9 protein-coding genes are annotated in these 12025 nt (G+C 64.9%); 1 reads left to right on the top strand and 8 read right to left on the bottom strand.

All coding sequences use genetic code 11. The annotated features are described in order from the left end of the window. Window positions 1-2 precede the first annotated feature (2 nt). Window positions 3-656: an ATP-binding cassette domain-containing protein gene (locus CS1BSM3_RS20680; RefSeq protein WP_072390299.1), complete on the top strand. Its 654-nt coding sequence runs from the start codon at window positions 3-5 to the stop codon at window positions 654-656. A gap of 12 nt (window positions 657-668) precedes the next feature. Here CS1BSM3_RS20680 and CS1BSM3_RS20675 read toward each other — a convergent pair whose 3' ends face one another. The 8 genes from CS1BSM3_RS20675 to CS1BSM3_RS20640 all read right to left on the bottom strand — a co-directional run bounded on the left by CS1BSM3_RS20675 (window position 669) and on the right by CS1BSM3_RS20640 (window position 12011). Beyond that, window positions 669-2306 (bottom strand): hydantoinase B/oxoprolinase family protein, encoded by a 1638-nt coding sequence (locus CS1BSM3_RS20675; RefSeq protein WP_072390297.1) that lies wholly within the window; start codon window positions 2304-2306, stop codon window positions 669-671. 14 nt (window positions 2307-2320) lie between these two features. Then, on the bottom strand, window positions 2321-4399 hold the full coding sequence (locus CS1BSM3_RS20670; RefSeq protein WP_072390294.1) for a hydantoinase/oxoprolinase family protein: 2079 nt from the start codon (window positions 4397-4399) through the stop codon (window positions 2321-2323). Between the two features lie 138 nt (window positions 4400-4537). Further along, entirely contained in the window at window positions 4538-5614 is a 1077-nt protein-coding gene (locus tag CS1BSM3_RS20665; protein ID WP_072390291.1) for an ABC transporter ATP-binding protein, read from the bottom strand. A gap of 6 nt (window positions 5615-5620) precedes the next feature. Then, a complete protein-coding gene (locus CS1BSM3_RS20660; protein ID WP_083528966.1) occupies window positions 5621-7276 on the bottom strand; it encodes an ABC transporter permease in 1656 nt (551 codons plus the stop codon). Between the two features lie 75 nt (window positions 7277-7351). Next, the gene (locus tag CS1BSM3_RS20655) at window positions 7352-8677 is read right to left on the bottom strand and encodes an ABC transporter substrate-binding protein (protein ID WP_072390288.1); all 1326 of its coding nucleotides are present in this window, start codon (window positions 8675-8677) and stop codon (window positions 7352-7354) included. 192 nt (window positions 8678-8869) lie between these two features. After that, window positions 8870-9844: a branched-chain amino acid ABC transporter permease gene (locus CS1BSM3_RS20650; RefSeq protein WP_072390285.1), complete on the bottom strand. Its 975-nt coding sequence runs from the start codon at window positions 9842-9844 to the stop codon at window positions 8870-8872. Between the two features lie 10 nt (window positions 9845-9854). Then, a complete protein-coding gene (locus CS1BSM3_RS20645; RefSeq protein ID WP_072390283.1) occupies window positions 9855-10736 on the bottom strand; it encodes a branched-chain amino acid ABC transporter permease in 882 nt (293 codons plus the stop codon). A gap of 60 nt (window positions 10737-10796) precedes the next feature. Continuing rightward, window positions 10797-12011 (bottom strand): ABC transporter substrate-binding protein, encoded by a 1215-nt coding sequence (locus CS1BSM3_RS20640; RefSeq protein ID WP_072390281.1) that lies wholly within the window; start codon window positions 12009-12011, stop codon window positions 10797-10799. Between the last annotated feature and the right edge of the window lie 14 nt (window positions 12012-12025).

Here is a 12025-nt window from a genome sequence, read left to right as displayed (position 1 = left end):
ACATGGCGACACCTGCTTCCGTGCCGCTGATCTCGCTCCAGAACCTGCGCAAGGTCTACACGCGGGGCGTTCTCGTGCGCCGACCGACCTTCAAGCTCGAAGCGGACCTCTCAATTGACGGCCCCGGTATTGTCGGTGTCGTCGGCCCCAATGGCGCCGGCAAGACCACGCTGTTCGAGATGATGACCGGATCGAATGCACCGACCAGCGGCCGCGTGCTCGTCGCCGGCAGCGATATTCATCGCGTGAAGTATGCCGAACGCGATCGTCTCGCCATCCACTACCATCAGTCCTACCAGGTGCGCCGCTTCCGCAAGCTCGTGCCCTCGGCCTTCCTCGCGCCTTCACCAGTGGACCGTCCGGTGGTGCATCTGTTCGACGAGCCGCAGTTCAACACGCAGGACGGCTACATCGGCTTCATGCTGGATTTCTTCCGCAAGCTCCGCGCGGAAGGCCGCCTCGTCTTTCTCTGCCTGCACCCGACGGCGAGCTATCACCTGGAGATCCTCAACGAGATCGCCGAGCGCTTCCTGTTCGTCGCGGGCGGCACGGTGACACAAGTGCCGGACTTCAAGTCGCTGATCGCTGAAGAGCGCATGCGCGCCTACCTCGGCCCCGAGATGACACGGGCCGCAGAGGATATCAGTCGCGCCTAGCCTTTCCTGGCCCTAACTCTCCGCGCCGTAGATCGCGCGCGCAGCTTCAGCGCTGACGAACCCATCCAGCACGTCACCGCGCACGGCCTCGCGACTGCGCTGGCGTGGATCGCCGAAGCCGCCGCCGCCCGCCTCCGTCACCGTAATGCGCTGACCTGGCGCAACGTCGATGCGCCCCTTCGCGTGCACGGGACTGCCATCCACGGCGTGCACGCGCAGCGTCCCGGCGCCACCACCGAACATGCCGCGAGCCGGGAACTCCATGCGATTGCCCATACCGAGCATGGTTAGTGTGTGACCCGTGTCATTGCGCAGGACCACCTCCTGGCCGAGGCCACCGCGCCAGCGCCCGGCACCGCCGGAGTCCGTGAGCAGGCGCTTGCTCTCGATGGTCATGTTGGTAAGCGTTTCCCAGATCTCGACGGGCACGACGGCCATGTTCGAGGGATGGGGTAGCGTAGCCCAGCCGTCGAGATTTTCGAGTGCGCCATAGCCGCCGGCGGCGAAATAGAGGCACGAGAACGCGCGGTCGTCGCGGCGTCGGCCCTGGAAGGTGATGAGGTTCATCATGCCGGAGTCGGCCTGCACGCGATCGGGCGTGGCCTCGGCGAGCGCGCCGTAGATCGTCGGCGTTACGAAGTGGCCCATGGCATGGCGTCCGCCCGTCGGGAAGGGCGGCAGCGCATTCAGAATGCAGCCGGGCGGCGCTTTCACCTTGATTGGCGCGACCGAGCCTTCGTTGTTCGGAATGGACGGGAGCGTCAGCGATTTGATCGCGTGCAGGCCCATGGCGTTCGTATAGCAGATGGGCACGTTGACGCCCGCCCGCACGCACCCGGACGTGCCGTCGAAATCGATCTCGACGCTGTCGCCTTTGACGTCGACGCGCACGGCGAACTCGACAGGCTCGCCGAAGCCTTCGACCTTGATGCGATTGCGGTACGTGCCATCGCGGAACTCGCTGATCTTCGCCCGCATGGCGCGCTCGGATTGGCCGCGGATCGCCGCCGAAAGCGCGCGCAGATCCTCGAGGCCGTACTCGTCCATGAAGGCGAGGAGCTCGCGCCCGCCAACCTCGTTGCAACTCACGTTGGCCATGACGTCGCCCATGACCTGCTCGGGCACGCGCACGTTCGTGCGGATGATCTCGACGATCAGCTCATTGAGGCGCCCGGCCTCATAGAGCTTGCAGATCGGCAGGCGCAAACCTTCCTGATAGACCTCCGTCGAGGCCGAGCCGAAGCCGTTGCCGCCGATGTCCGGCAGATGCGTGATGCTGACCGTGTAGGCGACGATGCGGCCTTTGCGGAATACGGGGCGCATCATCGTGATGTCGAACAGATGGCCGGTACCGAGCCAGGGATCGTTCGTGACGACGATGTCGCCGGGTTTCAGCGTCTCGGCGGGAAACTTCTTCAGCATGTGGCGCAAGGTGACGGGTGCGCTGCCGATGAAGGCCGGAATGCCGAATGTGCCTTGCGCGATGGAGTTGGTATCGGCGTCGAGGACGACGCACGAGAGATCGTAGCTCTCGTAGACAATCGTGGAGAACGAGCTGCGGACGAGCGTCGAGACGATCTCGTCCGTGAGCGAGACCAGACGGTCCCACATGATTCCGAGGCTGACAGCGTCGAAGGGGGCATTGTTCATGGTTGTGGCTCTCTTCAGGCGCTCAGTTCTGCGATCAGATTGAAATGGGCATCGACCGTGACGGAGCTGCCGGCGCCGATGACGCACGTGCTCTCGTGCTCCTCGATCAAGGCCGGACCCTGCACGACAGCACCGGGCGCAAGCGCATAGCGGTCGTAGACGGGCCACGCCGAAAGGCCGCCGTGCACGGGGTCGTAGGCTTGCCGCGTACCTTTGAGCGCACGGTCTGCGCCGCCCGCTGCGGTGCCGCTACGGCCCTCGGCGATGGAGGGCGTGGGACCTACGGCTTCGACCTTCCAGTTGACGATCTCGGTCGGCTCGTCGAGGCGCAGGCCATAGGCCTTCTCGTACGCGCGGCCGTACAACTCACCAAGGTCGGCAAAGACGCCGGCGACATCGTTGGTCGAAGGTAGCGTGACCTCGATCTCGTGGCCCTGACCCTGATAGCGCATGTCGAGATGGCACACGATTTTGATGTCCGCCTCAGCAACGCCGGCGCGTTTCAGATAGCCGGCTGCTTCGTTCTCCAGCGCCGCGAAGGTCGTCGCAAAATCTTTTGCGTCGATGTCCGCGACATGAATGCGCCGCGAGCGGGCAACCTCGAAAGCGAGCGGGCTCACAAGGAGACCTAGCGCCGACATGACACCCGCGCCGACAGGCAGCACGACGCGTGGGATCTTCAGCTTGCGCGCGACGGACAGCGCGTGGAGCGGGCCGGAGCCGCCGAACGCCACCATGCTGCTGTTGCGGTAGTCGAAGCCGCGCTCTGTTGCATGAATGCGGAAGGCGCGCGCCACATCCTCGCAGATGATGTCGTGAATGCCCCAGGCGGCGCGCAACGTTTCGAGCTTCAGCGGCCTTCCGACATTTTCCGCGATGGCTTTCTCCGATGCGGCCTTGTCGAGCTTCATCTTGCCGCCGAGGAAGAAGTCGGCATCGAGATAGCCGAGCACGAGATTGGCGTCGGTCAACGTCGGCCGCGTGCCGCCACGGCCGTAGCAGGCTGGGCCCGGCATCGCGCCCGCACTGCGCGGGCCGACGCGCAGCAGGCCGCGCTCATCGACTTCGGCAATGGAGCCGCCGCCAGCGCCGATCTCGATCATGTCGATCACGGGAATGCGGATCGGCAGGCCGCTGCCCTGGCGGAACTCGTGCACGCGCGCCACTTCCATGGCGTACTTCTTGATCGCCTGCCCGCCACGAACGAGTGCGCCCTTGGCCGTCGTGCCGCCCATGTCGAAGGAGAGCAGGTTCGGCAGCTTGAGGGCGCGGCCATGATGGGCGCTCATCAGGGCGCCAGCCGCTGGGCCGGACTCGAGCGCGCGCACGGGATAGCGGCGCGCGGCGTCCGTCGTGAGCGTGCCGCCGCTCGATCCCATGATGTAGAGGCGGCCGCCAAAGCCCGCGCCGGCGAGGCCGTCCTCGAGCCGCTTCACGTAGCGGTCGAACATCGGCTGCGTGAAGGCATTGAGCGTGGTCGTCGTCCAGCGCTCGAACTCGCGCATGTTGGGAAAGACGTCGGCCGAGGTCGAGACGGTGATCTCGGGTGCGGCCTCGCGCAGAATTTCAGCGGCACGCTCCTCCGGCGCCGGGTTCGCATAGGCATGGAGGAAGCAGATGGCCACGGCTTCGACGCCGAGCTCGCGGAACTTTTTCGCCGCGGCAATGACGCCCGCCTCGTCGAGCGGCTGCTCAATGCTGCCGTCGTAGCGCACGCGCTCGTCGACCTCGATCCTGAGGCGACGCGGCACGAGCGGCGGTGGATACTTGATGCGAAGGTCGAAGAGGTCGTACCGGCGCTCGGGCCCCATATCCATGATGTCGCCGAAACCGGCGGTCACCAGCATTCCGGTCACGGCTCCACGGCGCTCGATGACAGCGTTCGTCACGAGCGTCGTGCCGTGCACGATATCGGTGACCGAGCCGATCTCAATGCGGCTCTCAGCGACGAGCGCCGCGACGCCGGCAAGCACGGCCTCCGAGGGATCGTGTGGCGTAGTCAGACGCTTGTGGATCGCCATGCGGCCGCCGGACGCGCTGCTCAGCGCGAAATCAGTAAAGGTGCCGCCGATGTCGACGCCAATCCGGTACATTCAGATCCCTCTCGATTCCTTGTTGTGCGCAAAGACTTGCACGTCTGTCCTGGCATGGGAACTGTCGGAAATCGCGCAGGGGGCTCCCGCCGGGCGAGGGGCGACGGGCGCTCGAACGCGCCCCTCGATGCCTTGTTCTCAGGCATCCAGGAAGTGCACGCGCTCGACGTCCACGGCCACGGAGACCGGGCTGCCGATGTCGCGCAGGTCCTCGGCCGATCCGAACGGGGATTCGACGAGGATCTCGGTGCCGGCAATGGAGACGCCATAGCGGACGACCGCGCCGAGAAACTCGCGATGCGCGATTGTCCCTGCGAGACCCGGACTGCCGGCTGGGTTCAGCGCTGCGTGCTGCGGGCGGAACACGAGCTTCGATTGCTTCGGGGGAAGTTGGCCTGGAGGCAGCGGGAGCTCGGCGCCGTCGCTGATCGCGAATATGCGTCCGGCGCCATCACCCGCAATGCGGCCCGGGAGAATGTTCGCCGTGCCGAGGAAGCTCGCGACGAACAGGTTCGCGGGCCGTTGATAGAGCTCCATGGGCGTGCCGACCTGCTGAACCGCGCCGTCATTCAGCACGGCGATGCGATCGCAGATGGAGTTCGCCTCCTCCTGGTCGTGCGTCACGAAGATCGTCGTCAGGCCGAGGCGCTGCTGAAGATCGCGCAATTCGCGCCGCACCTGCACGCGCATCTTGGCATCGAGATTGGAAAGGGGCTCATCGAGCAGCAGGACCTTGGGCTCGACGGCGATCGTGCGTGCGAGCGCGACGCGCTGCTGCTGGCCGCCCGAGAGCTGCGAGGGATAGCGGTCGGCGAGCGCCTCGAGACCCACGAGCGCCAGTGCCGACTTCACCTTCGACGCAATTTCGGCACGGGGCATCTTCCGCTCCTCAAGCCCGAAGGCGACGTTCCGCGCGACCGTCATGTGCGGCCAGAGGGCATAGCTCTGGAAGACCATGCCGACGTCGCGGCGCCAGGGCGGCAGATGCGAGATGTCCATGCCGCCGAGACGCACCTCGCCGCGATCGGCCTGGTTGAAGCCAGCAATCAATCGCAGGAGCGTGGTCTTTCCGCAGCCCGAAGGCCCGAGGAAGGCGAAGAATTCGCCAGGGCGTACGGAAAGGCTCACATCCTTCAGAATGTGGTTCGTGCCATAGGAGAGGTCCACATTCTGGACTTCGACGGCGACGCCTTGCCTGTCCGACATTGCTGTCATGGCCCTTCAGGTGCGTGTGGAGCGCAGATGCTGGTTGCGCTCGATGATCCAGTTCGAGATCAGCGTGCAGACCGCGACAAGGAGTACCGCGATGATGCCGAGCGCAGCACCCGGCCCACGACCGGCCGGGGACTGCATGAAGACATAGAGACCGTAGGCCAAAGGCGCATCGGACGTGCTCTGCACGAGCATGAGGGTGGCCGAAAGCTCGACGGCCGCGGTCGCGAAGCTCGTGACGAAGCCCGCCAGTATGCCGCCCATCATTAGCGGCAGAACAATGCGCCGCACAGTGCGCGACTTGGTTGCGCCGAGGTTCTCCGCGGCTTCTTCCAATGAGGCCGAGACCTGCTGCAGAGCCGCGTAGCAGGCGCGCAGTGCATAGGGGAGGCGGCGGATGGCGAGCGCCAGCACGATGACGATCCAGAAAGAGGCGAACGATGTCCCGTCCGGCATCTTCACGTCGAAGAATGTCCTGAGATAGCCGATACCGAGCACGACCCCTGGAATGGCGAGAGCAGCCGAGGCCGTCCAGTCGAGCCAGTGGCGGCCGGGCAGCTTCGTGCGCAGCACGAGATAGGCAATGGCTGTGCCGAGCACGACATCGATGATGCCGGCGAGGGTCGCATACAGCAGCGTGTTCTTGATGAAGACGCTCGATTCCGCGAAGACGCGCGCGTAGTGCGCGAAGGTATAGCCGTCCGGCAGCGGGCTGAACGACCACACAGTCGCGATCGAGAGCAGGAAGAGCCCGATATGCGGCGCGAGCACGAGGAACAGAATGAGCAGCACGACAGCATAGGCGCCAATGGCCTGGCTCCGATTCATCGGCCGTTTCGAGAGACCGCCGCCGCCCCGCTGGACCGTCGCATAGTCGCGGCCCTTCATCACCCATGCCGAGGCGCCCATGGCGGCAACCGACACAACGATCAGCACGACCGCGATCACGTAGCCCATGGGATCGGCAAGCCCGATCGAGGTGATGCGCAGATAGGCCTGCGGGGCCAGCATGTCCTTCACGTTCAGCAGCAGCGGCGTCGCGAGATCGTCGAAGACCTTCACGAACACGAGGCTGGCACCGGCGATGTAACCGGGCATGGCAAGCGGAAAGACGACACGTCGGAAAAGGCGGAAGCCGTGCGAGCCGAGGTTCTGCGCCGCTTCCTCCATGGAGCGATCGATATTGCGGAGCGCCGCGGAGAGATTGATCAGGATGAAGGGGAAGTAGTGGACGGCCTGCGCGAAGACGACGCCGTTGAGGCCTTCCATGAACGGGATCTTGAAGCCGAACCAGTCGTCCAGCAGAAGGTTGATCGTGCCATTGCGGCCGAACAGGAGCTGCATGGCCACGGCGCCCGCAAAGGGCGGCATGATGAGCGGGATGAAGCCGAGCATCTGGACGATGCCGGCGCCACGGAACTCGAAGCGCGTCGTGAGGTAGGCAAGTGGCAGCGCGAACAGCGATGCGAGGACGACGGTCATCGCCGCGACGTACATCGAGTTCCAGAAGGAGGCGATGAACAGGTCTGTACGCGCGAAGTCGTAGAAGTTGATGAGCGTGAAGGCGCCCGTGCCTTTCTCGGTGAAGGCAACGTAGATGACGGTGATGACCGGGATAACGAGGAAGAGCGCCAGGAACAGTGCGATCAGCGCCGCGAGCAGCATCTGCCCCGGCGTGGCGGCAAACCGCTGTGCCGGGGCGCGCGGAGCTTCGATCGCGGTGGCCAAGGCGCGCCCCCTTTAGCGGGCGAGCTTGGCAGCTTCGTTCGCCTTGGCCTCGGCCGCGGCATAGGCAGCCTTGGCGCTTGCCGCCCACTGCTGCTCGAGCTCGGCCTGCCGCGCTGACTTCTCCTTGCCGCCCGTGAAGGCCGCCCGGATTTCCGGAGAGGCTGCTTGTTCAGCCGTAACCGGCATCTTGGCGACGAGATCGCGCGCTTCCTTCAGGGCGGCGCGGCCAGCCGCGTTGTCCTTCTTTGCGAGCGCGGCTTCAGCGGCGTGGATGGCCTTCGTCGCCGCCTTGAGGCCGTCGAGCTGGAAGGTCACGAGCTGATCGTAGAGCGTGTCGACGACGGCCGTGCGCGCGCTCGATAGGCCGGAGTCGAACGTCACCTTGCCGCCGAGCGAGGGATCCTTGAAGGGGTTCGGGTAGTCGGCCGGTGCCTTGGCGTAGGTCTCGGGGCGAACGGGCAGGCGCCGGATGCCCTTGTCGAGGAGCACTTCCTGTCCGGCGGGCGAGAGCAGATATTCGACGAAGGCCTCCGCCGTGGCCTTGTTCGGTGGATTGGCGACAATACCGACGTTGGCCGGCACGATCGTCGTCACCGTCGGATAGACGAACTTCACGGGGAAGCCCGCGCCCTGGGCCGAGAAGGCGAAGAAGTCGATGACAATGCCGTAGCCGACCTGGCCCGAGTTCACCGCATCAGGCACGCCGAAGGAGCGCTCGGTGACATTGCGGAGATTGCCGCTCCATTCCTTGATCGTGCGCCAGCCTTTGTCCCAGCCTTCGCCCTGCAGGATCGTCTCGATCGTCAGGTGCGTCGTCCCCGAGCGCGAGGGCGCCGCGATCGACACGTGGTCGAAATAAACGGGCTTGGCGAGGTCCTGCCACTCTTTCGGGTCGGGCAGCTTGTTGGCCTTGGCATAGCGCTCGTTCCACATGATGCCGTAGCCGGAGGCGGCAAAGCCCGAGTAGTAGCCGTCCGGATCATTGATCGGGTAGGCGCCGATCTTCGCGGGAATGCCTGCCGCCTTGGGCTTGTAGAGCTGAAGCAGCTTCTTGCCCTTCAGTACCTCGAACGCATCCGGCGCCGAGGCCCAGAAGATGTCGACCTGATTGACCGAGCGCGTCTCCTCGAGCAGCTTGACGCCGGCATTCGTGTTCCGGTTCTGGATCTCGACGGTCGTTCCCGGATGTGCGGCCTCGAAGGCCTTCTTGAAGGGATCGGTCACATCCTTGGAGAAGGACGTCAGCACGGTGACTTTGCCCGTCGGCGCCTGCGCTTGGGCCGGGGAGAGGGCTGCCAGCGCAGCGAGTGCCATGAGTTGAACGAATGCGCGCATCATGCTTCCTCCCCGGGAACCCCGTCTCGTCCGGCGGGCGCCATTTCCGAGGCCCGCGCCGACCATTGCAACGGATGTTTCTGAACCTTCGACCGGCAACCCGTCAATCCGGATTGCGGCTTTGGGAGCACCACTCGGCAACGGGGGAGGCGGTCTCGCCACGCGTCTGGGGCGAGACCGCGGTACAGGGCCGCCTCAATGTCCTGCTGCGGGACTTCCAGCCATGCGGGCCGAGCTCTCGCGCCCGCGCCCGAGGCGGCTCGCAAGGGCTGCGATCTCGCCGACGACGCCGCGGCGGAACAGCAGGACGGTGACGACGAAGATGAAGCCCTGAATGACGAGGACCCACTCGCCGAAGCCTGCGAGATAGTTCTGCATGGTGATGATCACCGCCGCGCCGACCATCGGGCCGAACACCGTGCCCATGCCGCCGACAAGCGTCATCAGGACGACCTCGCCGGACATCTGCCACGTCACATCGGTGAGGGATGCGAGCTGGAAGACGATGGCCTTGGTGCCGCCGGCTAGGCCGGCCAGCGTCGCCGAGAGGACGAAGGCGAGCAGCTTGTAGCGGTCGACGTGGTAGCCGAGCGAAATGGCGCGCGGCTCGTTCTCGCGAATGGCTTTGAGCACCTGGCCGAAGGGCGAATGGATGGTGCGGTAGATGATCAGGAATCCCGCGGCGAAGATGGCGAGCACGACATAGTAGAAGTTGATGTCGCGCGTGATGTCGATGAAGCCGAGCAGCGGCCTGCGCGGAACGGCCTGAATGCCGTCCTCGCCGCCGGTGAACGGCGCCTGCAGACAGAAGAAGAAGACCATCTGGGCGAGCGCCAGCGTGACCATGGCGAAATAAATACCCTGGCGGCGGATGGCGATCGCGCCCGCGATCAGGCCCAGGATAGCCGCGACGGCAGTTCCGGCGAGGATGCCGATCTCCGTCGGCCAGCCCCATACCTTGACCGTGTAGGCCGAGATATAGGCCGAGAAGCCGAAGAACATCGCGTGCCCGAAGGACAAGAGGCCGACGTAGCCGATGAGCAGGTTGAAGGCGAGCGCGAAGAGCCCGAAGCACAGGACCTTCATCAGGAAGACGGGGTAGATCGCGAGCGGGGCCACGATCAGCAGGGCGATGAGCGCCGCAAAAATCGGCATGTCGTAGTTTTTCATCGCAGGCACCTCAGCGTGGCGTTCCGAAGAGGCCCGCAGGCCGGAGCATCAGCACGATGGCCATGATGATGAAGATGACCGTGTTCGATGCCTCAGGGTAGAAGACCTTGGTCAAGCCCTCGATGACGCCGAGGCCGAAACCCGTCACGATCGAGCCCATGATCGAGCCCATGCCGCCGATCACGACGACCGCGAACACGACGATGATGAGGTTCGAGCCCATGATCGGGTTCACCGAGTAGATCGGCGCGGCAAGAACGCCGGCGAGCGCCGCGAGGCCGACGCCGAAGCCGTACGTGAGCGTCATCATGCGCGGGACATTGATGCCGAAGGCGCGCACGAGCGTCGGGTTCTCGGTCGCGGCGCGCAGATAGCTGCCGAGCTTGGTCTTCTCGATCATGAACCATGTCGCCAGGCAGACGACGATCGAGATGAGCACGACCCAGCCGCGATACCAGGGCAGGAACATGAACCCGAGGTTCGTGCCGCCCGGAATGGGATTGGCGTAGGGCAGGCCGGACGAGCCGTACTGCTTGCGGAAGAGACCTTCGAAGATCAGCGCGAGGCCGAACGTCAACAGCAGCCCGTAGAGATGATCGAGGTGATAGAGGCGGGCGAGCAGCAGCCGCTCGAGGATGATGCCCGTCGCGCCGATGATCACCGGTACGACCAGCAGCGCACCCCAGTAGGGAATGCCGACGTACTGCAGCAGCATCCACGCGCCGAACGCGCCCATCATGTACTGGGCGCCATGCGCGAAATTGATGACGTTGAGCATGCCGAAGATGACGGCAAGCCCGAGACTGAGGAGTGCGTAGAACGCGCCGTTGATCAGGCCGAGCAGAAGCTGGCCGAAGAGTGCCTGGGGCGGCACGCCAATGAGTTCAAACATGCGCTTTTCCCGCCTCGAGGCAGGGGAGGCGGCGCGCAAGCACCGCCTCGCCCGTTCGGATTACTTCTTCACCAGCGGGCAGTCGCCCTGGTCGAGCGGCCGGAAGGCCTCGGCGGCGGGGATCGTCGCGCGAAGCTTGTAGTAGTCCCACGGCCCCTTGCTCTCGGCAGGAGACTTCACCTCGTAGAGGTACATGTCGTGGATCTTGCGGCCATCGGCGCGGATCTGGCCTTTGCCGAAGAGCGCGTCCTCCGTCGGCATCGACTTCATCTTGGCGACGACGGCTGCGCCATCGGCATCCGACTTCAGCTCGTGGACGGCCTTGAGATAGTGATAGACGGCGGAGTAGACGCCGGCCTGCACCATCGTCGGCTTGTTGCCCTTGTTGGCCTTTTCGAACTCGGCCGAGAAGGCACGGTTGGCATCGGTCTGATCCCAGTACCAGGCTTCCGTGAGGATCAGGCCCTGCGCCACCTTGAGGCTGAGCGCGTGCACATCGGTGATGAACACGAGGAGGCCCGCAAGCTTCTGGCCGCCCTGGACGATGCCGAACTCGGCAGCCTGCTTGATGGAGTTGGTCGTATCGCTGCCGGCATTGGCGAGGCCGATGATCTTGGCCTTGGAGGACTGCGCCTGCAGCAGGAAGGACGAGAAGTCTTGCCCGGGGAAGGGGTGGCGCACGCGGCCGACGACCTTGCCGCCGCTCTTCTCGACGACGGCCGCGGTGTCACGCTCGAGGGCGTGGCCGAAGGCGTAGTCGGCCGTGAGGAAGAACCACGTGTCGCCACCGGTCTTCACGACAGCGTTGCCGGTGCCGTTGGCGAGCGCCCAGGTGTCGTACGTCCAGTGTACGGTGTTGGGCGTGCAGGCCTTGCCCGTCAGATCCGAGGCCGCGGCGCCGGAGACGAGGAAGACCTTGTTCTTCTCTTTGGTGATGTTGTTCACCGCAAGGGCGACCGACGAGGTCGGCACGTCGACGACGACGTCGACGTTGTCGACGTCGAACCACTGGCGCACCGTCGTCGAGCCGATGTCCGGCTTGTTCTGGTGGTCGGCGAAGACGATCTCGATCTTGTCGTGGCACTTCGTGGTCTTGCAGAAGTCTGCAACCGCACGGCGTGCTGCCCAGACCGAGCCTTGGCCGGAGAGGTCGGCATAAAGGCCGGACTGGTCGTTCATGACGCCGATCTTGATCGTGTCATTGGAATACTGGGCCATGGCCGGCGTAGCTGCGACAGCAGCCGCTGCGGCGAGGGCGAGTGTCTTCAAACGCATGCGCTTCTCCCTTG

Source organism: Hyphomicrobium sp. CS1BSMeth3, assembly GCF_900117415.1.
GTDB lineage: Bacteria > Pseudomonadota > Alphaproteobacteria > Rhizobiales > Hyphomicrobiaceae.
This window is presented reverse-complemented; position numbering and strand designations above follow the sequence as displayed.

Coding starts and splice junctions, on each gene's coding strand:
- CS1BSM3_RS20680 (WP_072390299.1), top strand. CDS start 3: ATGGCGACACCTGCTTCCGTGCCGCTGATCTCGCTCCAGAACCTGCGC.
- CS1BSM3_RS20675 (WP_072390297.1), bottom strand. CDS start 2,306: ATGAACAATGCCCCCTTCGACGCTGTCAGCCTCGGAATCATGTGGGAC.
- CS1BSM3_RS20670 (WP_072390294.1), bottom strand. CDS start 4,399: ATGTACCGGATTGGCGTCGACATCGGCGGCACCTTTACTGATTTCGCG.
- CS1BSM3_RS20665 (WP_072390291.1), bottom strand. CDS start 5,614: ATGACAGCAATGTCGGACAGGCAAGGCGTCGCCGTCGAAGTCCAGAAT.
- CS1BSM3_RS20660 (WP_083528966.1), bottom strand. CDS start 7,276: ATGCTGCTCGCGGCGCTGATCGCACTGTTCCTGGCGCTCTTCCTCGTT.
- CS1BSM3_RS20655 (WP_072390288.1), bottom strand. CDS start 8,677: ATGATGCGCGCATTCGTTCAACTCATGGCACTCGCTGCGCTGGCAGCC.
- CS1BSM3_RS20650 (WP_072390285.1), bottom strand. CDS start 9,844: ATGAAAAACTACGACATGCCGATTTTTGCGGCGCTCATCGCCCTGCTG.
- CS1BSM3_RS20645 (WP_072390283.1), bottom strand. CDS start 10,736: ATGTTTGAACTCATTGGCGTGCCGCCCCAGGCACTCTTCGGCCAGCTT.
- CS1BSM3_RS20640 (WP_072390281.1), bottom strand. CDS start 12,011: ATGCGTTTGAAGACACTCGCCCTCGCCGCAGCGGCTGCTGTCGCAGCT.